Here is a 24,823-nt window from a genome sequence, read left to right on the forward strand (position 1 = left end):
GCGATGCGTATCCGCGTGCGGCCCGTCGCGCTCGCCGCCGTCGCGGCAGCCGCCCTCGCCGGCTGTGCCGTCGGCCCGGACTACCAGCGCCCGGCCGTCGACACGCCGGCCGCATGGCGGCTCGACCCGGCCGACGCGTACTGGCATCCGGCCGCGCCGGCCCGCGCGCCGCTCGATCCCGCGTGGTGGACCGCGTTCGGCGATCCGCAACTCGACGCACTGGAAACCGACGCGCTGCGCAACAACCAGAACCTGAAGGCCGTGGCCGCGCGCTACGACCAGGCGAAGGCGACGCTCGCGTCCGTCGCATCCGCGCAATATCCGGCTGTCGGCCTGAACGCGAGCGGCCAGCGCTTCAAGATCTCCGCCGACCGGCCGCAGACCAACTACGCGACGCAAAGCATGTCGACCGTGCAGAACGACGTCCAGGTCGGTGCGGCCGTCAGCTACGAGCTCGACCTGTTCGGCCGCGTGCGGCGCAGCGTCGAATCGGCACAGGCGACCACCGAGCAGGCGCACGACGATTTCGCGAACGCTCGCCTCGTGCTGACGGCCGACCTTGCGTCGAGCTATTTCGCGCTGCGCGAACTCGATACCGAGATCGATGTCGTCAAACGTTCGATCGACCTGCAGCAGAAGGCGCTCGACTACGTGAGCGCGCGCCACGACCTCGGCGCGGTGTCGGGCCTCGACCTGCTGCAGCAGCGCTCGCAGCTCGACGCGACGCGCACGCAGGCGCAGTTGCTGCTCCAGCAGCGCGCGCAGGTCGAAACCGCGATCGCGACGCTGGTCGGCACGCCGGCCCCCGAATTCTCGCTGCCGTCGCGCGTGGTGCCGATCAACGCGCCCGCGCTGCCGACCGGCATGCCGAGCGACCTGCTGCAGCGGCGCCCCGACGTCGCGTCGGCCGAGCGCGCGATGGCGGCCGCGAACGCGCAGATCGGCGTCGCGCGCGCCGCGTATTTCCCGCGCATCACGCTGTCGCCGGACATCGGCTGGGATGCAACGCGCTTCGCGAGTCTGTTCAGCGTGCCGGCGCTGCTGTGGTCGGTCGGCGGGTCGCTCAGCCAGCCGCTCTTCGAAGGCGGCAGGCTGAAGGCTGGCGTCGATTTCGCGCAGGCCGGCTACGTCGCCGCGCAGGCCAGCTACCGGCAGACCGTGCTCACCGCGTTCCAGGAGGTGCAAAATGCGGTCACGGGCCTGTCGGTCCTCGCCGACGCCGCGCAGCAGGCATCCGCGGCCGTCGACGACGCGCGCAAGCTCGTGTCGCTCGCGCAGGACCGCTACGCGGGCGGCCTGACGCCGTTCATCGACGTGCTGACGGCCCAGCAGCAACTGTTGACGAGCGAGCGACAGGCCGTGCAGATCCAGGGCCAGCGCGCGGCGCTCGTCGTGTTTCTCGCGAAGGCGCTCGGCGGCGGCTGGGACGGCGCCGCGACGAGCGGCGCCACGCCGTCCGACGTCGCGGCGGCGGGCCCGCAGCGCACCGCGGGCGTCGGCCCTTAACCCGGTTACGCGGAATACGAACATGAAAGTGCTGATCGTCGAAGACGAACCGAAAGTCGTCGAATACCTGAAGAGCGGCCTGACCGAGGAAGGCTGGGTCGTCGACACCGCGCTCGACGGCGAGGACGGCGCATGGAAGGCCGTCGAATTCGACTACGACGTGGTCGTGCTCGATGTGATGCTGCCAAAGCTCGATGGCTTCGGCGTGCTGCGTGCGTTGCGCGCGCAGAAGCAGACGCCCGTCATCATGCTGACCGCGCGCGACCGCGTCGACGATCGCGTGCGCGGGCTGCGCGGTGGCGCCGACGACTACCTGACCAAGCCCTTCTCGTTCCTCGAGCTGATCGAGCGGCTGCGCGCGCTGACGCGCCGCGCGCGCGTGCAGGAATCGACGCTGATCTCGATCGGTGACCTGCGCGTCGACCTGATCGGCCGCCGTGCGACCCGCGACGGCACGCGGCTCGACCTGACCGCGCAGGAGTTCCAGCTGCTCGGCGTGCTCGCGCGGCGCAGCGGCGAAGTGCTGTCGAAGACGACGATCGCCGAACTCGTGTGGGACGTGAACTTCGACAGCAACGCGAACGTCGTCGAGACGGCGATCAAGCGGCTGCGCGCGAAACTCGACGGCCCGTTCGCGGACAAGCTGCTGCACACGATCCGCGGGATGGGCTACGTGCTCGAGGCGCGCGAGGACGGTGACACCGAGAGGACGGCATGAAACGCTCGATCGTCCTGCGGCTGTCGGCGATGTTCGGCATCGTGTCGCTGCTCGTGTTCACGCTGGTCGGCTGCGGGCTGTTCGTGATGATGGAGCGCCAGCTGTTCGCCGAGTTGCGCGCGACGATCGACACGCGCGCGAAGGTCGCCGAGATGATCGTGTCGCATGCCACCACGGCCGCACGCGGCCGCCTGATGCAGGAAAAGCTCGCCGATCTCGAACCGCCCGACGGCTCGACGCACTACCAGGTCGTCAGCGACAACCCGGCGTTCCGCTTCGGCAGCCCCGTCAACGGCGTGCCGCTCGACCCGCCGTTCGGCGCGTACCAGCGCTACGAGCTCAACGACAGCAGCTACGCGGTGATGACGAAGACCGTCTCGCTGGCCGGCGCCGGCGAACGGCCGCCACTGCAGCTGGTGGTCGCGACGTCGTGCGAGCGCACGCAGCGGATGCTGCGCCGCTTCGGCTGGACGCTCGCCGCGCTGATCGCGACGGCCACCGTCATCACGCTGCTGCTGAGCCGCGCGGTCGCGCGCTTCGGGCTCGCGCCGCTCGACCGGTTGTCGCAGGACGCGGCGAGCGTGAGCGCGACCAACCGCCGCCAGCGGTTGCAGACCGATGCGCTGCCGACCGAGCTGCGCGACCTCGCGACGTCGTTCAACGGCGCGCTCGAACGGATCCAGCAGACCTACGCGCGGCTCGAAGCGTTCAACGCGGACGTCGCGCACGAGCTGCGCACGCCGATCAGCATCCTGATCGGCCAGACCCAGGTCGCGCTGACGAGCCGCGACCAGTCGGTCGACCGGATGCGTCAGACGCTGCAGTCGAACCTCGAGGAATTCGAGCGGCTGCGCGTGATCATCAACGACATGCTGTTCCTGTCGCGCAGCGATCGCGGCGAGCGAGCGACCGACCTGAAGGACGTGTCGCTTGCCGACGAGGTGCGGCGCATGCTCGATTTCCTCGAAATTCCGCTCGACGAGGCGCAGTTGCATGCCGAACTGCACGGCGACGCACGCGCGGCCGTCGATCCATCGCTGTTCCGCCGCGCGATGACGAACCTGCTGATCAACGCGATCCAGCATTCGGCGCCCGGCGCGACGGTGAACGTGACGATCACGCGCCGCGACACACTCGTCGACATGGCTGTGTCGAACCCCGGCGAGCCGATCGATCCGGTGCAGCGCCCGCACGTGTTCGAGCGCTTTTACCGGCTCGAGGAAGCGCGTGCGAACAGCAAGGAGAACCACGGGCTCGGGCTGTCGATCGTCAAGGCCGTGGCCGAGATGCACGGCGGCGGCGTGTTCGTCGCGTGTTCGGGCGGCGTCAACACGTTCGGCTTCTCGGTGTCGACGGAACCCTGCGCGGGCGGACCGCTGCGCGTGGCCGACGTAACCGGCCCGGCCGAGTCGCAGCCGGCCCACGCACCGCGCGCGCTGCACTGACGGCGACCGCACTCTGCCGAGGGCAGTTTTCTTCAATACCGGCCGAAACGGCTCCCGTAGTCTCGATGCGACTTTCGACATTTCGCATGGAGACACCTGATGAGCATGCTGGTTTCGATGGCCGCGTTCGCGCTGGCCTCGTCGATCACCCCCGGTCCCGTTAATATCGTCGCGCTCAGCGCGGGCGCCCGTCATGGCCTCGGCGCGAGCCTGCGCTATGCGGCCGGCGCGACGCTCGGCTTCGTCGCGCTCTTTCTGCTGATCGGCCTCGGCCTGCACGCGGCGCTCGCGCGCTGGCCCGTGCTGACGACGGCCACGCAGTGGTCGGGGATCGCGTTCCTGCTGTATATGGCGCTGCGGCTCGCGCTCGACGACGGCCGGCTGTCGGCCGACCCGGACGTGGCCGGCCCGTCGGCGGCGGCCGGCGCGGCGATGCAGTGGCTCAATCCGAAGGCATGGCTCGCGTGCGTGGCCGCGATGGGCGCCTATGCGGCCGACGGCGACCGCACACAGGTCTGGCAATTCGCCGCGCTGTATCTGGTGATCTGCTTCGCGTCGATCGCATGCTGGGCGTATGCGGGGGCGTCGCTGCGGCATCGGCTCGCGAACGCGCGGCGCATGCGCATGTTCAACCGGCTGATGGCGCTGCTGCTGGCAGGCAGCGCGTTGTTCCTGCTCGACGTGTAGCCACGCTGCCGGTCAGCGCATCGCGCTGCGATACTGTCCGGGCGTCGCGGCCGCGATGCGCCGGAAAGCGCGCTGGAAATGGGCCTGGTCGGCAAAGCCGGCGTCGAGCGCGACTTCGGCGATCGGCCGGCCACGGCGCAGCTCGGTGCGGCCGTACTGCACGCGACGATCGATCAGGAATGCATGCGGCGTCATCCCGTAGCGGGCGTTGAAGGCGCGGATCAGATACGACGGCGACAGGTCGGCCGCCGCGCAGATCGCATCGAGCGTCACGCCGTCGCGACAATGTGCGGCGATGTAGTCGGCCGCGCGCGCGAGCTTCGCATTGTCGTCGCCCGGCCGCGGGGCGGACGGTTCGCGATCGAGCGCGCCATGCAGTTGCGTGAAGAATTCGACCGCCGCGCTTTCCTTGCCGAGCGGATCGACCGATGGCGACACGAGCGTGCGATAGAACCCGCCAAATTGCGCGAACAGGTCGCTCCGCTCCGTCAACTTCGGCGAAAAGCCGTGAAAATCGCCGTTCGGATCGCGACCCAGCGAATGCTGCAGCCGCGCGAGCCACGGCACGTCGACATAGACCATCCGGTACGCCCACGCATCGGGGCCGTACGGATTGCATGCATGCACCTGTTCCGGATCGATGATCACGAGCACGCCGCGCCCGACGTGTGCATTCGTCGCACCGTTCACGTAGGTGCTCGTGCCGCCGACGATCGCCCCCACCGAAAACGTATCGTGCGTGTGCTTCGCGTAGCAGATCTCGCGTCCGTCGTCGACCGTGCGCGCCTCGATGAACGGCAGCGCGGCGTCGCGCCAGAACGGCGACGGGTCGATGGATCGGTTGGCGGTACGGCTCACGCGGCGGGCTCCCGGTTCGGACGGCGAACGCTCACCGTACAAGACTGTGAGGCGGCGCGCAACCGGAGCCCGGCCTGCGGGACTCGCAACGGCAAAAATCGAAGTCGCTACCGTCAAACATGAATCGTGCCCACGAAAATTCTCGTGGGCACGATCCTGCCTCCGCCGACGCGTCAACACGCGTGGCGGAGAATTTCACGCGTACGGTGAAACGGCTCCTGCGTGCCCCCGCGCGTGAGTCGAGCCGATGGGGTCAGGCCGGAACGTAGATCTTCGGATCCCACCAGTAGTAGCCGAACAGCTCTTGCTTCTGCCCGCCGACCAGCTTGTAGAGCGCGAAGCAAACGCCGAAGAACTCGGTGCCGCTGTTCCTGACCGACGAGTCGAAGGTCGCGAACGTCAGCTGTTTCTGCTTCGCCGGGAGGCCATTTCGGCTGGACGACTCCGGATCGGGTTCCACCGCACCGTTGCGCACGACCGTGTTGCAGTTGAACTGGTTGAACACCATGTCACCCTTGTAGTGCTTGATGTCGTAGATGATCACGGCGTCATCGGAGTTGTCGTAGATCGACACGCCGGTGAACATGATGCGGTCGCGCGGGTAGGCGGTGATTTCCAGGTCGGCCGTACCCTGCCCCTTGATGCCGCGCGCGCCGGTGCAAATCATGAACTGGCCATTGTGAGCGATGCCCGTCGGATTGCCCTGAACCTGGCTCGGATTCGGGTAGGTTCTCTTGACCCATTCCGTGTCGATAACCACGAGAATGTTGATGTCCTGCGCGCTTGATGCAAGGGTGACTTCGGAAGCCATGGTTAACCTCCAATCATTCAGCGTTGGGAATTGAAATCCGACGACACGTCATTAGTGCGTCACGGTCAATATCGTCATTTTTAGCGGAACAATCAATTACACCCGATTACACGATGACGATCACCGGAATCCACACGCAATAATCGAATTTTCGTTAGTACAAAAACCACGAAAATCAATTACAACCAATTACACCAATCGAAGCGCGCCCGCGTCCCGCCCACGAACGATAGTGAACTCGTAATCAATGGGTGGCACCATTACCACCGGCACGTCAATCTCAAGGTCTTGCACCGGCTTGCGCCGGGCGAACCTGAAAATCCGGGCCTTTCCCGTTTGACCAGAAGCAGTTTCCGCCCCTAAAAAATCAAAATACGCCCTATTAAAATAGATCCCCCATCAAAGCTGACAGGTACAAAGACGAATATAAATTGACGATACTAAAAGAGCGCATCGCCGATGCGTCATTCGTATCGAACGGGAAATTGACCCACCACGGAGGCATTCCAATGAAAATCGACCCGGATAACATCAACCTGGAAAAAGCCGCTCAATTCATTCACATTCTTGCGGTTATCGACACGCATTACGTAAAGACAAATTATCCCAATCCCAGCAAGAACGCATCCAATCCGACGGCCATCTCCAGCAATGCCGCGTTCATGCTCAGCAGCCGCCTGCCCGGCGTGAGCAGTTCGGAAGGAACGGGCACGCTGGGCCTGAAGCTGCAGGTTCGCGACAGCGTGTCCCTGATGGGGACGTCGCTGTCCGACAACTCGGGCGACTCGGCAGTGATTTACAACGTGCGGCACTTCTCGGGTGATCGAGTCTTCAGCCAGTTTGCCGTGCATAACATCGTACAGGCCGACGCACCGAGTGCCGCAGAGACGCCCGATGTCGTTGCGATCTCGGCGCAATCCCAGGCGTTTCAAAGCCTCAACGCCGTCGCAAGCTCTTCCGGATCCGAGAACCTCGGCGCGTGTTTTGCACTTTATACGCGGGATCAAAACAAGAAGACGCTGTTCGGCTACTTCTTCTGGACCTGGCAAGCCACCGCCAGTTGAGGCAAGCGCCCCGACCACTCGCTCCGAAGCCGGACGGGAGCGATTCGAGCCAGCAGCCAGCAGGTCTTGCGCGGCGCCTCGCAGGGCGCCGCCCCCTTTCCGCGACAAAGCCCGAATGGAGGCACCACGTATGACAGCCGATCTTGGAAGCATCAGTCTCGACCCGAGCGCGCAGCAGATCGACATCCTGGCCGTAATCGACACGGAATACGTCAAGAGGAGGTACCCGAATCCGAGCAAGCAGCCCGAGAGACCGACCGCCGTCGATCATCGCGCCGTGAACCTGCTTTACACCGGGGCACGAGGTGAGGCGCTCGGAAATGGCGCCGCTGAATCACGTCTGACGCTGGTCCCGGGCGACACCGTTTCACTCAGGGCGGTATCCCTGTACGGGAACGCGGACGAGGCCGTGCTCGTTTATCAGGTTTCGCACCTTTTCGGCCAGCAGGTTTTCAACCCGTTTACGCAGGAGTTCCTTGAAGTGAAGGCCGTGCAACTGAACCCTGAAACGTCCGACGGCCTGCCGCCGGTGACGAAGTTGCAAACTTTCGTCAGCATTGGCGCCAAGGCGAGAACGAGCGGGATAGAAACGCTTGGCGCCTGCTTCGGACTCTATACGCTGGAAAGAAGCACGCAGGAGCTGCTGGGATACTACTGGTGGGACTGGTTCGTCATGTGCTCCTGATAATTGCCTGCCGTTGCCGTGCTTCGCAAAGGCTGCGAGCGCGGGTCGCGAGGCAGGCAGGCGGCAGGCGCGAAATCCGCCAGCGGCGCCTGTGGCGCCGATCCATTCGGACCGGATGCACGCACGCTCCCATCGCAGCCCGCGAACGCGTCATCGGGTTGGTTCCCTGCGGGCGAAGCACACGCGCGAGATTCCGACCTCGGCTCAGTCCACCTGAGCCGACCGGGATCTCGCGCGTGTGCGACTCACGAACAGGCTGCGCTTCACGTCCGCATCCGGAACGTATACATCAACGCCGCCGCCTCACGCGCGGAATGGCCTGTTGATCGAAATTCTCCTAAGCTTTGAATTCCGTCCGCCGCGGCGCGCGCGGCGGCTTCCATTCACTCCTCCCCCGTCACGCTCATGCACATCGATCTGAAAGGCAAGACCGCGGTCGTCACCGCCTCCACCGCCGGCATCGGGCTCGCGATCGCCGAAGGGCTCGCGCGCGCCGGTGCGCGCGTCGTCGTCAACGGCCGCAGCGACACGTCGGTGCAGTCGGCGCTCGCGCAATTGCGCGCGGCCGTGCCCGGCGCGAGCTTCGACGGCGTCGCCGCCGACCTGTCCGACGCGGCCGGCGTCGCGCGTATCACGCAGCACACGCCGGAGGCCGACATCCTCGTCAACAATGCGGGCATCTACGGGCTGAAGGCGTTCTTCGAGATCGACGACGCCGAGTGGGAACATTACTTCCAGATGAACGTGATGTCCGGCGTGCGGCTCGCGCGGCATTACCTGAAGGGGATGATCGAACGCAATGCCGGGCGCATCGTGTTCATTTCGTCGGAATCGGGCCTGAACATCCCGGTCGACATGATTCATTACGGGTTCACGAAAACCGCGCAGCTGTCGATCGCGCGCGGCCTCGCCAAGCTCGCGGCCGGCACCCAGGTGACCGTCAACTCGGTGCTGCCGGGGCCGACGATGTCGGAAGGCGTGCGGGCGATGCTGAAGGCGCAGGCCGACGAAACGGGCCGCAGCATCGACGACGTCGCGGTGGATTTCGTCCGCACGCAGCGTGCGACGTCGATTATCCAGCGGCCGGCGTTGCCCGAGGAAATCGCGAACCTGGTCGTGTACGTGTGCTCGCCGCTGGCGTCGGCGACCACGGGCGCCGCGCTACGCGCGGACGGCGGCGTGCTCGACACGATCGCGTAACGCCCCCGGGCAACGGCTGGCGCGGCCCATGCGGCTGCGCTAGCGCGAAGCGGCCTTGCCCGGCTGGAGCGTGCCCTTGCGGTCGGCGTTCATGCAGGAATCGAAGCCGTATTGCGTGACGACGCCGGCCCTGTCGAACACGACGAAATACTCGCGGTGATCGTTGCCGTGCTCGATGAAGTAGTTGTAGCAGACGCCGCTGCCGTTGCGGACCATCCATACGCTGCGCGGGTTGCCGCCGGCGCGGACGACGTCTGCGCGCGTCGCGCCATGCCGCGATGCGGCCCGCGCGAGCGGCGTGCGTGAATACGAGAACGGCAGCCACGAGTCGAACCACGCGCAGCCGTGCAACATCAGGCAACTCGCGGCCAGGGACAGCGTCGCGGCGGGTCGGGACATCGAAATCAATCGCATGCTTGGGGAAATCTGCTGCGCCGTGCCGGCGTGATCGAAAGCCCCATGCTACTAGACCTTTGGGTCCGGATCGAAAAGAAATGTAGAGATCTTTATACGAATCCCTGCATGGCATGCCCGCGCGCAAGCCGGATCGTTCCGGCCGGCGCATGCTTGTACGCGCATCGATGCCGCTGCGCCGCTCCCTCGAACCGGCGCAACGGCGCGCGTCGTCACGCGATCCACTCGGCCCACAGCATCGTCAGCACCGTCATCAGCGCGGGACCGACGAACAGCCCGATCAGGCCGAACGTCTCGGCGCCGCCCAGGATGCCGAACAGCACCAGCAGGAACGGCAGCCGCGCCGAGCTGCCGATCAGCACCGGCCGCACGAAATGCTCGGCGACGAACACGACGATGAACCCGAGCACAGCCACCACCACGGCCCACATCGTCGCGCCCTGCACGAACAGCCAGAGCGCCGCGCCGCAGAACACGATCGGCGCGCAGAACGGCAGCATCGCGGCAATCGCCGTGACGAGGCCGAGCAGCGCCGCATGCGGAACGCCGGCCAACGCATACGCGATGCCGAGCAGCGCGCCCTCGCCGAGCCCGACGACGACGAGCCCCGTCACCGTGCCGTACACGGCCTTGACCATCCGGTCGATCAGTTCCGCGCCGTTGGGCCCGAACGCGCGCCGCGCGCCCTGCAGCAACGCGCCTGACAGCTTGTGGCCCGCGCGCAGGATCACGAACAGCGTGACGAGCATGAAGCCGAATTCGAGCAGCACATGCGCGAGTTTCGTGCCGAACTGCCGGCCGAACGCGAGGAATTTCTCGCCGTTCACGCCGTGCATCGCGCTGGACGCATGCAGCGGGTGACCGAGATTGGCCTGCCACCATGTGGTGATCTGCGCCGACCCGTAAGGCAGCCGGCTGACGACGTCCGGCAACGGAATGCCGTTGTCCTGAACCGTCCTCAGCCACTCGCGCAGGTCGTGCGCCTGCCCGATCGCCTGGGTCGCCGCGACGGCGATCGGCAGCACGACGAGCAGCGAGATCCCGGCCGTGATGACGGTCGCGATGAGCGTCGGGCGGTCACGGAACAGCCGGTGCGATTCGAAGCATTTGAGCAGCGGCCACATCGCGATGGCGATCACGCAGGCCCATGCGATGGCGGGAATGAAGTCGCGGATCACCCACAGCGCGAGCACCAGCAGCGCCGCATACAGCACGATGCGGGCAATCTGCTGCGCGCGCGGCCGTGCGGCGGAATCGTGAGACGACGGGACATGTGCGCCCATGGCACCTCTGTCGAAATGAAAAAAATGGCGGTTCGCGCAGGCAACCGGCCTGCACGAACCGCCATTCTATCCATCGGCGCCGGATCGGCGGCGCGCATCATGCGCGGGCCGCGCCGGCGCGGCGTGTCGCCACGGCCGCTCAGGCCACCTTGTCGGCGATCCGGTAACGCTCGAGCCAGTGCGCGTACGGCGCGGGCAGCGTCCACGACGGACGCTCGACGCCGAGCTGCTTGGCCGCGTAGTACGGCCAGTGCGGATCGGCCAGATGCGCGCGGCCGACCATCACGAGATCGAGCTGCTCTTCGGCCACCACGCGGTTCGCCAGTTGCGGCGTGTCGATCCCCCATGCGGACGACACCGGCAGCCCGGCCTCGCGGCGCACGCGCTCGGCGATCGGCGCGAGGAACGCCGGGCCCCACGGAATCTGCGCGGTGGGCGTCGAGAAGCCGACCGACACGCTCAGCATGTCGAGCCCTTCCTGCTTCATCCGCTGCGTGAGCGCGATCGACTCGGCGAGCGTCTCTTCGTCGCGGCCGTCGTATTCGATCACGCCGAGGCGCGCGGTCAGCGGCAGGTGCTCGGGCCAGACCTTGCGGACGGCCGCGAGCGTATCGACGAGGAAGCGGCCGCGATTCTCGGCCGAGCCGCCGTATTCGTCGGTGCGGTGGTTCGAATGCACCGAGAAGAAGCTCTGGCCGAGGTAGCCGTGCGCGAAGTGCAGTTCGAGCCATTCGAAGCCGAGGTCGCGTGCGCGCTTCGCCGACGCGACGAAATCGGCCTGCACGCGGGCGATGTCGTCGTGCGTCATTTCATGCGGCACCTTCGGCAGGTGCGCGCCGAACGGCACGGCCGACGGTGCGATGGTCTGCCAGCCGTGCGGATCGCCGGCGGCGATATGGTCGTCGCCTTCCCACGGGCGGTTCGCGCTCGCCTTGCGGCCTGCATGCGCGATCTGGATGCCGGGCACCGAGCCGGCCGCCTTGATCGCCGCGACCGACGGCGCGAACGCTTCGGCCTGCGCATCGTTCCACAACCCGGCGCAGCCCGGCGTGATGCGCCCTTCCGGCGACACGGCCGTCGCCTCCGCGATCACGAGGCCCGCGCCGCCGCGCGCGATGCCGGCCAGATGCACGTGATGCCAGTCGTTGACGACGCCGTCTTCGGCGACGTACTGGCACATCGGCGGCACCGCGATGCGGTTGCGCAGCGTGACATCCTTGAGTTTGAACGGTTCGAACAGGGCAGACATCCACGACTCCTTTGCTTGGTTCTGCAAAACGACTGGGGACTCGCCGCGCGATGCGCACGGCGGAACGATCGGGACCGTCGCCGGTCATGCCCGGCGACGGAGCGGGAACGGCGCCGGCCCGGCCGGCGCCATGCCATTACTGGTGGCCGAGCTTCGCGAGCAATGCCTCGGCAGCCGGCTCCGACGACGCGGGGTTCTGCCCCGTGATCAGCAGCCCGTCGGTGACGACATGCGGCGCCCAGTCGGCGCTGCGCTCGAATTCCGCGCCGTTGGTCTTCAACATGTCCTCGACGAGGAACGGCACGACTTCCGTCAGTTCGACGGCCGCTTCCTCGCTGTTGGTGAAGCCCGTCGCCCGCTTGCCGCGCACGACCGATTCGCCGGTCTGCGGGTTCTTCACGTGGCGCAGCACACCCGGCGCGTGGCAGACGGCCGCGACCGGCTTGCCGGCGGCGAGCGCGCGCTCGATCAGGCCGATCGAATGCAGATCCTCGGCGAGATCCCACAGCGGGCCGTGGCCGCCCGGGTAGAACACGGCGTCGTAGTCGTCCACCGATACGTCGGCCAGCTTGCGCGTCGACGCGAGTTCGGCCTTGGCCGCTGCGTCCGCCTCGAAGCGGCGCGTCGCATCGGTCTGCGCGGCCGGATCGCTGCTTTTCGGGTCGAGCGGCGGCTGGCCGCCCTTCGGCGACGCGAGCGTCAGCTCGACGCCCGCATCCTTGAACGTGTAGTACGGCGCGGCCAGTTCCTCGAGCCAGAAGCCGGTTTTCTTGCCGGTGTCGCCGAGCGTGTCGTGCGAGGTCAGGACAACCAGAATCTTCATGATCGGACACTCCTTCGAAAATGGACGGGGGACCGGGGCCGCGCAACCGGGGTGAGCCGGCGCGGCACGCCTGTCGGTTAGTCAGCGCTGGCGCGTCAAGGTGCGATTCATTACGTCGAATGCCGTGCGCACCTATTAGACCAGTCGTCTAGAAACAGGCCAAATAAAACGACGGCGTCTCGCTGCCTGGACAGCATCGCAGCGAGAAATGGCATTTTCGCGTCTTGGTGGTCCGGGCCCGAATACGTCGTCGCATTCATGAGGACGGATGATAGCGCCGGATTAGACCGGTCGTCTAGGAAAATGGGCATTCGTCCCTGCCGGCGTCATGGCCTTTTTGTCGCCCCGACGCGGGACGCGGCCCGGCAACGCTCGTGGCCGATCGCGCCCCGCACCGCTCCCGCGCCGGCCAGCCTCGCAGCGGGCCGTCCCGCGGACGACGGGGACCGTCCGCCCGGCGTCGCGTCGCCCGGTAACGGTCCCCGCCAGTGCCGCGACTCAGAGCAAGCCCATCCCGCCCGACGCGATGATTTCCGCGCCGACGATGAACGCCGATTCCGCCGCGCTCAGGTGCAGCACCGTCGACGCGATTTCTTCCGGCGTACCGAAGCGGCCGACCGGAACGAGGCCCTTGATCTTGCCGGCCGTCTCGTCGAGCGTCGCGGCATCGAGCCCGAGCTTGCCGTAGAGCGGCGTCTGCACCGGTCCCGGGCTCACGACGTTCACGCGCACGCCGTGCGGCAGCAGCTCCGTCGACAGCGTCTTCGCGAACGAATTGACGGCCGCCTTGCTCGCCGCGTACACCGACGAGCCGGGCATCCCGATGTGCGCGTTGATCGAGCCGTTGATCACGATCGACGCGCCGCGGTTCAGCAGCGGCACCAGCGACTGGATCTGGAAATACGCGCCCTTCACGTTGGTGTTGAACACGAGGTCCCACATGGCCTCGTCGCTGTCGGCGAACGGCGCGAGCTTCGCGACGCCCGCGTTGATGAACACGGCGTCGAGCCTTGCGCCGGCCGTCGCGATCGCATCCGCCAGTGCGCGGGCCGACGCGACGCTGCCGGCCTCGTTGCGGATCGCCAGCGCGCCTTCGCCGAGCGATTGCCGGGCGGCTTCCAGCGTCTCGACGTCGCGCCCGGTGATGATGACCCGCGCGCCTTCGGCCGCGAATGCCCTGGCGGCCGCCAGGCCGATGCCGCTGTTGCCGCCCGTGACGAGGACCGTTTTTCCTTCGAAGCGTTGCATGATGTTCTCCTGTGAACCGGTGGGTTGACCGTGAACACAGGATGCGCGCGGCGCGCGGCCTTGCCGTACGACGGGCGTGACGAACATGTTCGAAAACATCGAACATGTTCGGGCGGCCGCTTTCAGCCGGTCACGTCGATCCCGTCGAGCAGTCGCTGCGCGAGGCGCGGCTCGCGCAGTTGCTCCAGCCACCATTGCAGCGCGCGGCCGTCGCGGTCGCCATGCCACGCGACGTAAAGCAGGTTCGGCTCGCGCGGATCGGCCGTCTGTTTTTCGACCAGTTCGCCGCGCGCCAGCAGCGAAGTCACGCGCCGGCGCGGCACCCAGCCGACGCCGAGCGCGTCGCGCTGCGCGAGGATCTTCGCGCGCATCGACGGCACCGCGAGCACGGCCTGCCCGCCGAGCAACCCATACGCACGGCCGGCCGCGCGCCGCGACGAATCGGCGACGACGACCGCGCGATGCGCGCCGATCGCGTCGCGCGTCAGCACGCCGTCCGCGGATGCCAGCGGATGACGTGGCGACACCGCGAACACCCACTCCATCGCGCCAAGCTCGAACCATTTGAAGCCGGGAATCGCCGGCGGCTCGTTGGTCGCGCCGACCACCAGGTCCGCGCGGCCGTCGCGCAACGCTTCCCAGGTGCCGCCGAGCACTTCGTGGGTGAAGCGCAGCGACACACCCGAATCGAGCGCGTCGAACGCGCGGACGACCGGCAGCAGCGTGTCGAACTCCAGCACCTCGTCGCTGACGATCGACAGCCGGTCTTCCCAGCCGCTCGCGACCTGCCGCACGCGCTGCGTGAGCCGCGCGACGTCCAGCGCCAGCCGTGCCGCCTCGTCGGTCAGCAACTGTCCGGCCGGCGTGAGCTGCAGCCGGTAGCCGCGCCGGTCGAACAGCAGCGCGTCGAACCGCGTTTCGAGCTGGCGCGCCGCGTGCGACACCGTCGACGGCGCCTTGCCGAGCCGCGCGGCCGCACGCGACAGGCTGCCGGTGGCACGGATCGCGTCGAGCAACGCCAGTTCGTCTTCGGACAGCATGAGGTCGCTCCGGTATGAGGTTGTCGTGGATCGTAAGGCAGCGGAGGGCTGCGGTCCAATCGGGCGACAAAGGCGACGCTCACGCCGGCAAGCCGCCGATCGGCCCGTCGACTTCCGGTATCCTGACCGGCATCAAATCATCATGATCAAGGTAACCACTGCGATGGACATCGCGATCCGCATCGAAGGCCGTCACGACCTGACGGGACAGATCTTCCGGCAGCTGCGCACCGCGATCGTCGACGGGCGTCTCGAAGGCGGCGCGCGGCTGCCGTCGACACGCGATCTCGCGAAACAGCTCGGCGTGTCACGCAAAACGACGCTCGACGCGTTCGAGCGCCTCGTCGCCGAGGGTTATCTGAGTACGCGCGCGGGCGACGGCACGTTCGTCGCCGACGGCCTCGCGCGTGTGCCGCACGCCGCGGCAATGTCGGCGCCGTCGATCGTCGACGGCACGCCGCGCCTCGACGCGGTCGACGCGCGCGCGCTCTGGAACGACCTGCCCGACGCGCTCGCGATGCCTACGCCGCAGGATTCGCCGGGCTTCGACTTCCGCGGCGGCGTGACCGACAAGACGCTGTTCCCGTTCGACGCGTGGCGGCGCTGCCTGCATCATGCGCTGCGCCAGCAGGCGCGCGGCCCCGGCCAGTACCACGACCCGGCCGGCGACGCGCAGTTGCGCGGCGCGATCGCGCGCTATGTCGCGTTCAGCCGCGCGGTCGCGTGCAGCTGGGATGACGTGCTCGTCACGCAAGGCGCGCAACAGGCGCTCGATCTGCTCGCACGCGTCGTCGTGCGGCCGGGCGATGTCGTCGCGGTCGAGGATCCCGGCTATCCGCCCGCGCGCGCCGCGTTCGCGTCGCTCGGCGCGACGGTGATCGGCGTGCCGGTCGATGCGCACGGCCTCGTCACCGAACGGCTGCCCGACGAAGCCCGGCTCGTCTACGTGACACCGTCGCACCAGTTCCCGCTCGGGATGCCGATGACGCTGGACCGGCGCGTCGCGCTGCTCGAATGGGCGCAGCGCCGCCGCGCGGTGATCATCGAGGACGACTACGACGGCGAGTTCCGCTTCGAAGGCCGGCCGGTCGAATCGCTGAAGAGCCTCGACCGCACGGGCCTCGTCGCGTACGTCGGCACGTTCTCGAAGACGATCTTTCCCGAACTGCGGATCGGCTACGTGATTCCGCCGCGCGCACTGCGCGGCGCGCTGGCCAAGGCCAAGCAGATCGTCGACTGGCACACCTGCACGCTGACGCAGGCGGCGCTCGCGCGCTTCATGCTCGAAGGCGATTTCGCGCGGCACCTGAAGCGCGTGCAGAAGCACTACGACGCGCGCCGCAAGATGCTGATCGCGCACCTGCGCAGCGAACTCGCGCCGTGGTTCGACGCGATCGTGCCGACGGCCGGCATCCACCTCGCCGCGCACCTGAAACCGGAGATCGACGAAGCGGCGCTGGTCCGCACCGCGCGTGCGCAGGACATCGGCCTGTACGGAATCTCGGCGTTCCATGTCGGCGTGCCGGTCCGCGCGGGGCTGCTGTTCGGCTATGGCGGGATCGACGCGCTGCGCATCGACACGGCGCTCGCGAAACTGGCCGGGCTGCTCGGTTCGGGCATCGCCGGTGAATCGCCACTGGTCACCTGAATTTCCCCAGAATTGGTTATTCAAGCAGGCCAGTCCAGGTCTTAAAGTGGGTCCTGTCGCGCCACCCGGGCGCTACCCAACCGAACAAGGACCTGCCATGCAACCGCGCCTGAACTTCTATACCGCCAGCCCGAATGCCATCAAGGTGATGCGCAACGCCGAGGATTTCATCGCGAAAAGCTCGATCGAGAAGCCGCTCGCCGAACTCGTCCGCCTGCGCGCATCGCAGATCAACGGCTGCGCGTTCTGCGTCGACATGCACACGACCGACGCACGCAAGGGTGGCGAAACCGACCGCCGTCTCGCGACCGTCGTCACGTGGCGCGAAACGCCGTTCTTCACCGAGCGCGAACGCGCGGCGCTCGAATGGACCGAGGCGCTGACGCTGGTGGCCGGCAACCATGTGCCCGACGCCGTCTGGGAAGCCGTGAAGCCGCACTTCACCGACGAAGAGCTGTTCGACCTGTCGATGCTGATCGCGACCATCAACACGTGGAACCGCTTCGCGATCGCGTTCCGCAAGATGCCCGAGTAAGGAGGCGACGATGATCCGCTCCCCGCTCCATCGCGCCGTTCTGTGCACGGCGCTCGTGCTCGGCGCCGCCCTGCCGGCAGCAGCCCACGCGCACGATGCCGGCGACAACGTGCACGCGATCATGCAGCAGGCCGTGCCCGAAGCACCCGGCAAGCTCGTCGTGGTCGCGACCGTCGACTATGCGCCCGGCCAGGCGTCCGAAGCGCACCAGCACCTCGGCTCGGTGTTTGCCGTCGTGTCGAAAGGCGAAGTGCTGTCGCAGGTGAACGGCGGCCCGCTGCACCGCTACCGCGCCGGCGAAGGCTGGTACGAGGCGCCCGGTTCGCGCCACCAGGTGTCGCGCAACGCGAGCGCGACCGAGCCCGCACAGCTCGTCGTGTTCGGGCTGACCGGCGAACACGTGCCGCTCACGTCGCCGATCGATCAGTGACGACGTTTCGGGGGTGCGGGCCCGATCGGGCCCGCACCCCCGCTTCGCGACCAGCTTCCCTGCCATTCCGTACCGTTTCCTCGCAGCTTTCCTTCCGCCGGCTTCGCACCGCCGTTCCGCATTAATCGCTTCCTACACTGCACCACCGACACGCTGCCCGCCGTCGCGTCACTTCCCTGCCCGTCCGCGCCGCCACTCGACGCTCGCCTGATCCCGATCAATGGCGGCGAAAACCCTTCCTTGAAATTAACTAACTCATCAATTAGCGTCGATTTCATGAACGCGAAATCCACCGTCGCCAGGCCGCGCGGGCGCCGCCCGTCGGTAGACGATTTCGACCTGCGCGGCCACATGCTCGACGTCGCGATCCAGTTGTTCGCCGAGCGCGGCATCGCCGCGACGACGGTCGCGCAGATCGCCGCCGCCGCCGGCGTCACGTCGGCGATGGTCCACTACTACTTCACGAACCGCGAACAATTGCTCGACGCGATCGTCGAGGAACGGATCGCGCAGGCCATCGCGTTCGTGTGGCGGCCGACCGAGCCGCAGATCGAAAGCGATTCGGTCGCGCTCGTCGCCGAACTCGTCGACCGCTTCTTCGACGTCACGCGCCGCATGCCGTGGCTGCCGTCGATCTGGCTGCGCGAGATCATCCACGAAGGCGGGCTGCTGCGCGAGCGGATGGTCCGGCGCATTCCGCTCGAGCATGTCGGGCGTTTCGCCGAACGCATCCGCGGCGCACAGCAGGCCGGCACGCTGAACCCCGCGCTCGAACCCGCGTTCCTGTTCCATTCGATCATCGCGCTCGTGATGCTGCCGCTCGCGACCGCGAAGCTGTGGCAAAGCGCGCGCGGCCTGCCGCCGATCGATCGCGACGTGCTGCACCGGCACGTCCGCGCGCTACTCGGTTCCGGCCTGCAACCGCCGACCGCCGCGCCGCGCGCCCGCTCGCCGCGGAGGCCTTCATGAACGCGGCCCGCGCGCTGCCGCTCGCGCTGGCCGCCGCCGTCGCGCTGCTCGCCGGGTGCGGGCGGTCGACCGGTAACGGGACGACCTACCAGGGCTATGTCGAAGGCGAATTCGTGTACCTGTCGTCGTCGCAATCGGGCACGCTGACGCAGTTGTCGGTCGCACGCGGTCAGGCCGTCGCCGCCGGCGCACCGGCGTTCTCGCTCGAAGCCGTCAGCGAAACGGCCGCGCTGCTGCAGGCGCAGCATCAGCTCGCGGCCGCCCGCGCGCAGCTTGCCGACCTGCAGACCGGCAAGCGTCCGCCGGAAGTCGCGGTCACGCAGGCGCAGCTCGCGCAGGCCAGCGCACAGGCCGCGCGCGCCGCCGCGCAACGCGCGCGCGACGAACGCCAGTACGCGGCCGGCGGCTTGTCGAAGCAGCAGCTCGACGATTCGCGCACGTCCGCGCAGACCACCGCCGCGCAAATGCGCGAACTGCAGAAACAGGTCGACGTCGCGCGCCTGCCGGGCCGCGCGCAACAGGTCGCCGCCCAGGCCGCGCAGGTCGACGCCGCGCAGGCCGCCGTGGCCGAAGCGCAATGGAAGCTCGACCAGAAACGCGTCGCCGCGCCGGCGACCGGGCGCGTGTACGACACGCTGTACCGCGTCGGCGAATGGGTGCAGGCCGGCAATCCAGTCGTGCAGATGCTGCCGCCGCAAAACCTGAAGGTGCGCTTCTTCGTGCCGGAAGCCGCCATTGCATCGCTCGCGCCGGGGCGCGCGGTCGCGATCCATTGCGACGGCTGTGCGGCCGACGTGCCCGCGCACATCACCTACGTGTCGAGCGAGGCCGAATACACGCCGCCCGTGATCTACAGCAACGAGAGCCGGACCAAGCTCGTGTTCATGATCGAGGCGCGCCCCGCCGTCGCCGACGCAGCGAAGCTGCATCCGGGCCAGCCCGTCGCCGTGAGCGTGCAATGAACGCGCCGCCCGCACCGTACGCGATCGACGTCGACCGGTTGAACAAGCGGTTCGGCGACAAGCACGTCGTGAAGGACGTGTCGCTGCGCGTCGCGCGCGGCGAGATCTTCGGCTTTCTCGGGCCGAACGGCAGCGGCAAGACGACGTCGATCCGCATGATGTGCGGGCTGCTCACTCCCGACTCGGGCAGCGGCACCTGCCTCGGCTACGACATCGTGCGCGACAGCGCGCAGATCAAGCGGCGCGTCGGCTACATGACGCAGCGCTTCTCGTACTGGGAAGACCTGTCGATCCGCGAGAACCTCGACTTCGTCGCACGCGTGTACGGGATGCGCGACCGCAAGGCGGCCGTCGCGCGCGCGCTCGACGGGCTCGGCCTCGCCAGCCGCGCCGACCAGCTCACGGGCGCGCTGTCGGGCGGCTGGAAGCAGCGCCTCGCGCTGGCCGCGTGCATGCTGCACGAACCCGAGCTGCTGCTGCTCGACGAGCCGACCGCCGGCGTCGACCCGGCCGCGCGCCGCGACTTCTGGGAGGAACTGCACCGGCTCGCCGCGCAGGGCATCTCGGTGCTCGTCAGCACGCACTACATGGACGAAGCCGAGCGCTGCCACAAGCTCGCATACATCGCGTACGGCGAACTGCTCGCGCAGGGCACGTCGGCGGAGATCGTCGCATCGCAGCACCTGTCGACCCGCACGATCACCGGCGCTCGCCTGACCGAACTGTCCGCGCGGCTGCGTACGATGCCGGGCGTCGACCAGACGGTCGTGTTCGGCTCGGCGCTGCATGTGAGCGGCCGCGATCGCGCGCGGCTCGACGCGACGCTCGACGAGGTTGCCCGCGACACGTCGCTGCAGGTCGCGCCGATCGACACCGGGCTCGAGGATGTCTTCATCTTCATGATGGGCCGCGCGGCCGCGCCGCCCGGCGGGGTGTCGTCATGAACGCGTGGGCAAGCCTGCGCGAATCGTTCTCGGTCGCGCGCTGGTGGAGCATCGTGCTGAAGGAATTCCTGCAGCTGCGCCGCGACCGCGTGACGTTCGCGATGATCGTCGGCGTGCCGATTATCCAGCTCACGCTGTTCGGCTTCGCGATCAACACAGATCCGAAGCACCTGCCGACCGCCGTGATCGTCGCCGATGCGAGCCCGTTCACGCGCAGCTTCATCGCCGCGATGCGCAATTCCGCGTACTTCGACATCGTCGAGACGCTGCCCGACGAAGCGGCCGGCCGCCATGCGCTCGCACGCGGCGACGTGCAGTTCGTGCTGAGCGTGCCGGCCGATTTCTCGCGGCGGCTGCTGCGCGGCGAGCGTCCGTCGCTGCTCGTCGAAGCGGACGCGACCGATCCCGTTGCCACGGCGTCGGCGATCGGCGCGCTGCCGGGGCTCGTGCAGCCCGTCGCGGACAAGGACCTGACGGGCCCGCTTGCGCGCCTGAACGGCCGCCCGGCCGCGTTCGACGTCGTGCTGCACCGGCTGTACAACCCGGAAGGCATCACGCAGTACAACGTCGTGCCGGGCCTGATGGGCGTGATCCTCACGATGACGATGGTGATGATGACGGGCCTCGCGATCACGCGCGAACGCGAGCGCGGCACGATGGAGAACCTGCTCGCGACGCCCGTGCGGCCGCTCGAGGTGATGACCGGCAAGATCGTTCCGTACGTACTGATCGGGTTGATTCAGGTGTCGATCATCGTCGCCGCGTCGCGGTTCGTGTTCGACGTGCCGTTCGTCGGCGGCGTGTTCGCGCTCTACCTGTCGGCGCTGCTGTTCATCGCTGCGAACCTGACGGTCGGCATCACGCTGTCGTCGCTCGCGCAGAACCAGTTGCAGGCGATGCAGCTCGCGGTGTTCTACTTCCTGCCGAACATCCTGCTGTCGGGCTTCATGTTCCCGTTCGCCGGGATGCCGAAGTGGGCGCAGTTCATCGGCAACCTGCTGCCGCTCACCTACTTCAACCGCCTCGCGCGCGGCATCCTGCTCAAAGGCAACGGCTGGGCCGACCTGTGGCCGTCCGTTTGGCCGGTCGCGCTGTTCACCGTCGTCGTGATGGGTGTCGCGCTGCGCTTCTACCGGCGCACGCTCGATTAGGCGGCACGCGATGAAACCGGCCTCACCTCGCGCCTCCCATGCCACCCGCGGCTGCGCATTGGCCGCCGCGCTGCTCGTCGCCGGCTGTGCGGTCGGGCCGGATTTCCGCACACCGGATGCGCCGGCCACGCAGCGATACACGCATGGCGAGCCGCCCACGACCACCGCCGGTGCGAGCGGCCCGGCCGGCGACGCGCAGACTTTCTCGTCGGCCACGCACACGCCGCAGCGCTGGTGGACGCAGTTCGGCTCCGCACCGTTGAACCGGCTCGTCGATACCGCGTGGCAGAACAGCCCCACGCTCGCCGAGGCCCGCGCGCGGCTCGACGAAGTGCGACAGAACCATGCAGCCGAAGCCGGCGCGACGATGCTGCCGCGCGTCGACGCGAACCTGTCCGCCACGCGCGAGCAGGTCGACACCACCGCGTTCGGGCTGCCGGCCAACCTGCCGAGCCCGGGGCCGTTCACGCTGTACGACGCGTCGGTGAGCGTGTCGTACGTGCTCGACGTATTCGGCGGCAACCGGCGCGCGCTCGAAGCGCTGCGCGCGCAGGTCGACTATCAGGCATACACGCTCGACGCCGCGCGGTTGACGCTCGCGGGCAATGTCGTCGCCACCGCGATCCTGCGCGCGTCGCTCGCGCAACAGGTCGCGCTCACGCGGCAGCTCGTCGACGCGCAAACGCGGCAGTTGCGTATCGTCGAAGCGCGCCATGCAGCGGGCGGCGTATCGCTGGCCGACGTGCATGCGCAACGCGCGCTGCTCGCGCAGACGCAGGCGTCGCTGCCGCCGCTCTCGGCCCGCCTTGCGCAAGCCGGCCACCGGCTCGCGATCCTGCTCGGCGCGCCGCCGTCCGACGCCGCGCTGCCAGATCTCTCACTCGATGCGCTCGCGCTGCCGCGTACGCTGCCCGTCACGTTACCGTCGACGCTCGCGCGCGAACGGCCCGACATCCGTGCGGCGGAAGCCGTGCTGCATCAGGCGAGCGCGAACGTCGGCGTCGCCACCGCGAACCTGTACCCGCGTTTTTCGATTTCGGCGGGGATCGGTTCGGAACGCACGCGCATCGCGGATATCGTCAGCGGGCTCAACGTGTGGAATGTCGGCCTCGGTCTCACGCAGCCGCTCTTTCACGGCGGCGAGCTGCGCGCAAAGAAACGCGCGGCTGAAGCGGCCTATGACGCCGCGTTCGCGAGCTATCGGGAAACCGTGCTGCAGGCGCTGCAACAGGTGGCCGACGCGATGCGCGCGGTCGAACAGGATGCGGCCGAACTGCAGGCGAGCGATATCGCCGCGCGGGAAGCGGCGGCCAGCAATACGATTGCCGGCGACCGTTACGCGGCGGGCGGAATCAGCACGTTCGACCTGCTCGACGCGCAACGGCAGGCGTTGCAGACGTCGCTCGACCGCACCCGCGCGCAGGCCGACCGGCTTGCCGATACGGCGGCGCTGTTTCAGGCGCTGGCGGGGCGCTGGACGGATGAGGCTGCGCAGTGATCAGTCGTCCGGCGCCGGTACCGATTGAACACTGCGTCATGCACTTCATGAGCGGCGCGCCTGTCAGGCTCGACGGGTGTCGCCGCCCGCTTCCATTCGACGCCCGCTGATGACGGAACCTGCACTGCGCGCAATGCGTGCCGCCCATAAAAAAACCGGCCCGAAGGCCGGTTTTTCATACCGCATGCCGTAAGCGGCGCTCGCGCGCCGCGCGACATCAGAAGCGGTGGATCATGCCGACGCCGACTGCAACCTGGTTCTGGTTCGAACCTGCTGCCACGCCGTCGCCGATCTGCGTCGTCGCTGCCTGGATGCCGCCCGTCTTGCTCAGCGTATTGCCGGTTGCGTGCTGGTAAGCCTCGAGTGCGTACAGGCCCGTGCGCTTCGACAGGCTGTAGTACTGCGACAGCGTGACCTGATGGTACTTGGCCGCGCTCGTGATGCCGTTCGACTGCGTCGCCGCCGTGTACGAGTAGCCCACCGCGAAGTCCCACTGTGCCGCTGCCTTCCAGTGCAGCACGGCGCCAGCCGTGTTGAAGATCGCCGAGTTGCGGAACGCCGAGCCGACACCCGGGGTGTACTTGACGTTCGTGTACGACGCCGACACATCCCACGCCGGCGTGAACTGGTAGCCGGCCGTCACGCCGATGCGCTGCTGCGACTGTGCCGTCTGATAACCGGCGTTGATCGCCGACACGGCCGGCTGGCCGCCGCTCGTGACCGTCGAGTTGTCGCCCCACACGCCGCCGCCGAGCGTCGAGTTGTTGACCTTCTGATAGCCGACCGAGATACCTGCCGGACCGTTCAGGTACTGGACCGCCGCGCTCCACGTCGAGCCGCGGTTCACGCTGCCCGGCACGCCGCCGAACGAGTACGAACCACCGACCGTGAAGCCGTAGAACTTCGGCGACATATAAACAAGCGAGTTGTTCGCGCGGTAGCTGGTATCCAGCGAATCGATATCGCCCGGGTGCGCGCCGTATGCGCCCGTCAGCCACGTCGTCGGGCTATACGGCGACAGCAGCGTGTAGTACGCCGTGTACTGACGGCCAGCCGTCAGCGTACCGTATGCCTGGTTCGTCATCCCGACCCATGCTTGACGGGTGAAGATGCCGCCTGCCCATTGCGACGCACCGGTCGCCGAGTTCACGCCTGCTTCCAACTGGAAGATCGCCTTCGTGCCGCCACCGAGATCTTCGCTGCCCTTCAGGCCGAAGCGGCTGCCCGCCCATACGCCAGTGGACATCGACACCTTCGAGTGACCGCCGGACGTCGCACCGGTCGACGGTGCTGCATTGTTCTGGTATGCCAGGCCGTTGTCGACGATACCGTACAGGGTCACGCTGCTCTGGGCGTGGGCGGCGGTAGCGGCTGCAAGGCCCACTGCCGTCATGGCGAAAGCGACGCGCTTTTTCATTGATTCTCCGTCCTCAAAGAATGATTTCTTTTCTGGTGTGGTTTTATGACTGACACATGTGCGAGTACATGCCGACGCGATTCTGACGGATTACCAATTGTTTCCCAATACGTGCAGTCGGTCATCGTATGATCGACGCAACGCACGGGTTCACCAAGCAGTTACATAACACCTTGAAACGCTTGTGCGGCGGGCCTTTCCGGCATTTCCCGGTGAAAACCCTAGCTTTACATTTTTA

Annotated in this window: 24 protein-coding genes; 15 read left to right on the plus strand and 9 right to left on the minus strand. The window is 67.6% G+C overall.

Annotated features, from left to right (window positions below; genetic code table 11):
• Positions 1-3 precede the first annotated feature (3 nt).
• The 4 genes from KEC55_RS20455 (at position 4) to KEC55_RS20470 (ending at position 4,356) form a co-directional block, all read left to right on the plus strand.
• Positions 4-1,506 (plus strand): efflux transporter outer membrane subunit, encoded by a 1,503-nt coding sequence (locus tag KEC55_RS20455; protein WP_282511363.1) that lies wholly within the window; start codon positions 4-6, stop codon positions 1,504-1,506.
• Between the two features lie 22 nt (positions 1,507-1,528).
• Complete coding sequence (locus KEC55_RS20460) at positions 1,529-2,224, plus strand: heavy metal response regulator transcription factor (protein ID WP_176045284.1); 696 nt, start codon at positions 1,529-1,531, stop codon at positions 2,222-2,224.
• Entirely contained in the window at positions 2,221-3,669 is a 1,449-nt protein-coding gene (locus KEC55_RS20465) for a heavy metal sensor histidine kinase (protein WP_282510142.1), read from the plus strand. The genes KEC55_RS20460 and KEC55_RS20465 overlap by 4 nt, the downstream gene beginning before the upstream one ends.
• A 99-nt stretch (positions 3,670-3,768) precedes the next feature.
• Complete coding sequence (locus KEC55_RS20470; RefSeq protein ID WP_282510144.1) at positions 3,769-4,356, plus strand: LysE family translocator; 588 nt, start codon at positions 3,769-3,771, stop codon at positions 4,354-4,356.
• 12 nt (positions 4,357-4,368) lie between these two features.
• On the opposite strand, the gene KEC55_RS20475 is transcribed toward KEC55_RS20470, so the two are convergent.
• Together KEC55_RS20475 and KEC55_RS20480 are read right to left on the minus strand one after the other, a co-directional pair.
• The gene (locus tag KEC55_RS20475; RefSeq protein WP_282510146.1) at positions 4,369-5,214 is read right to left on the minus strand and encodes an AraC family transcriptional regulator; all 846 of its coding nucleotides are present in this window, start codon (positions 5,212-5,214) and stop codon (positions 4,369-4,371) included.
• Between the two features lie 253 nt (positions 5,215-5,467).
• Complete coding sequence (locus KEC55_RS20480) at positions 5,468-6,025, minus strand: inclusion body family protein (protein WP_282510148.1); 558 nt, start codon at positions 6,023-6,025, stop codon at positions 5,468-5,470.
• A gap of 509 nt (positions 6,026-6,534) precedes the next feature.
• Here KEC55_RS20480 and KEC55_RS20485 point away from each other — a divergent pair.
• From KEC55_RS20485 to KEC55_RS20495, 3 genes are all read left to right on the plus strand, one after another.
• Positions 6,535-7,089, plus strand: coding sequence for an AidA/PixA family protein (locus tag KEC55_RS20485; RefSeq protein WP_282510150.1), 555 nt, complete (start codon positions 6,535-6,537; stop codon positions 7,087-7,089).
• 130 nt (positions 7,090-7,219) lie between these two features.
• Positions 7,220-7,774, plus strand: a complete 555-nt coding sequence (locus KEC55_RS20490) for an inclusion body family protein (protein WP_282510152.1) — start codon at positions 7,220-7,222, stop codon at positions 7,772-7,774.
• A gap of 405 nt (positions 7,775-8,179) precedes the next feature.
• Entirely contained in the window at positions 8,180-8,974 is a 795-nt protein-coding gene (locus tag KEC55_RS20495) for an SDR family NAD(P)-dependent oxidoreductase (protein WP_282510154.1), read from the plus strand.
• A gap of 39 nt (positions 8,975-9,013) precedes the next feature.
• On the opposite strand, the gene KEC55_RS20500 is transcribed toward KEC55_RS20495, so the two are convergent.
• The 6 genes from KEC55_RS20500 to KEC55_RS20525 all read right to left on the minus strand — a co-directional run bounded on the left by KEC55_RS20500 (position 9,014) and on the right by KEC55_RS20525 (position 15,031).
• A complete protein-coding gene (locus KEC55_RS20500) occupies positions 9,014-9,388 on the minus strand; it encodes a hypothetical protein (protein ID WP_282510156.1) in 375 nt (124 codons plus the stop codon).
• A gap of 212 nt (positions 9,389-9,600) precedes the next feature.
• The gene (locus KEC55_RS20505) at positions 9,601-10,671 is read right to left on the minus strand and encodes an AI-2E family transporter (protein ID WP_282510157.1); all 1,071 of its coding nucleotides are present in this window, start codon (positions 10,669-10,671) and stop codon (positions 9,601-9,603) included.
• A 139-nt stretch (positions 10,672-10,810) separates the two neighbouring features.
• Complete coding sequence (locus KEC55_RS20510; RefSeq protein ID WP_282510159.1) at positions 10,811-11,920, minus strand: NADH:flavin oxidoreductase/NADH oxidase; 1,110 nt, start codon at positions 11,918-11,920, stop codon at positions 10,811-10,813.
• A gap of 136 nt (positions 11,921-12,056) precedes the next feature.
• Positions 12,057-12,743 (minus strand): type 1 glutamine amidotransferase domain-containing protein, encoded by a 687-nt coding sequence (locus KEC55_RS20515; protein ID WP_282510161.1) that lies wholly within the window; start codon positions 12,741-12,743, stop codon positions 12,057-12,059.
• A gap of 498 nt (positions 12,744-13,241) precedes the next feature.
• Positions 13,242-13,991 carry an SDR family oxidoreductase gene (locus KEC55_RS20520; protein WP_282510163.1) on the minus strand — a complete coding sequence of 250 codons (750 nt, stop codon included), beginning with the start codon at positions 13,989-13,991 and terminating at the stop codon, positions 13,242-13,244.
• A 122-nt stretch (positions 13,992-14,113) separates the two neighbouring features.
• Positions 14,114-15,031: a LysR family transcriptional regulator gene (locus KEC55_RS20525; RefSeq protein ID WP_282510165.1), complete on the minus strand. Its 918-nt coding sequence runs from the start codon at positions 15,029-15,031 to the stop codon at positions 14,114-14,116.
• 163 nt (positions 15,032-15,194) lie between these two features.
• Here KEC55_RS20525 and KEC55_RS20530 point away from each other — a divergent pair, with 163 nt between their 5' ends.
• From KEC55_RS20530 to KEC55_RS20565, 8 genes are all read left to right on the plus strand, one after another.
• A complete protein-coding gene (locus tag KEC55_RS20530) occupies positions 15,195-16,679 on the plus strand; it encodes a PLP-dependent aminotransferase family protein (protein WP_282511365.1) in 1,485 nt (494 codons plus the stop codon).
• A 97-nt stretch (positions 16,680-16,776) separates the two neighbouring features.
• Positions 16,777-17,214, plus strand: coding sequence for a carboxymuconolactone decarboxylase family protein (locus KEC55_RS20535; RefSeq protein ID WP_176045270.1), 438 nt, complete (start codon positions 16,777-16,779; stop codon positions 17,212-17,214).
• Between the two features lie 10 nt (positions 17,215-17,224).
• Entirely contained in the window at positions 17,225-17,644 is a 420-nt protein-coding gene (locus KEC55_RS20540) for a cupin domain-containing protein (protein ID WP_282510167.1), read from the plus strand.
• A 276-nt stretch (positions 17,645-17,920) separates the two neighbouring features.
• The gene (locus KEC55_RS20545) at positions 17,921-18,613 is read left to right on the plus strand and encodes a TetR/AcrR family transcriptional regulator (RefSeq protein ID WP_282510169.1); all 693 of its coding nucleotides are present in this window, start codon (positions 17,921-17,923) and stop codon (positions 18,611-18,613) included.
• On the plus strand, positions 18,610-19,575 hold the full coding sequence (locus tag KEC55_RS20550) for an HlyD family secretion protein (RefSeq protein WP_282510171.1): 966 nt from the start codon (positions 18,610-18,612) through the stop codon (positions 19,573-19,575). Before KEC55_RS20545 ends, KEC55_RS20550 begins: the two co-directional genes overlap by 4 nt.
• Entirely contained in the window at positions 19,572-20,519 is a 948-nt protein-coding gene (locus KEC55_RS20555) for an ABC transporter ATP-binding protein (RefSeq protein WP_282510173.1), read from the plus strand. Before KEC55_RS20550 ends, KEC55_RS20555 begins: the two co-directional genes overlap by 4 nt.
• The gene (locus KEC55_RS20560) at positions 20,516-21,670 is read left to right on the plus strand and encodes an ABC transporter permease (protein WP_282510175.1); all 1,155 of its coding nucleotides are present in this window, start codon (positions 20,516-20,518) and stop codon (positions 21,668-21,670) included. The genes KEC55_RS20555 and KEC55_RS20560 overlap by 4 nt, the downstream gene beginning before the upstream one ends.
• A gap of 10 nt (positions 21,671-21,680) precedes the next feature.
• Complete coding sequence (locus KEC55_RS20565; protein ID WP_282510177.1) at positions 21,681-23,168, plus strand: efflux transporter outer membrane subunit; 1,488 nt, start codon at positions 21,681-21,683, stop codon at positions 23,166-23,168.
• Between the two features lie 217 nt (positions 23,169-23,385).
• On the opposite strand, the gene KEC55_RS20570 is transcribed toward KEC55_RS20565, so the two are convergent.
• Complete coding sequence (locus KEC55_RS20570) at positions 23,386-24,585, minus strand: porin (protein WP_282510179.1); 1,200 nt, start codon at positions 24,583-24,585, stop codon at positions 23,386-23,388.
• Positions 24,586-24,823 lie beyond the last annotated feature (238 nt).

Origin of the sequence: Burkholderia cepacia, assembly GCF_029962485.1 — a bacterium.
Taxonomy (GTDB): domain Bacteria; phylum Pseudomonadota; class Gammaproteobacteria; order Burkholderiales; family Burkholderiaceae; genus Burkholderia.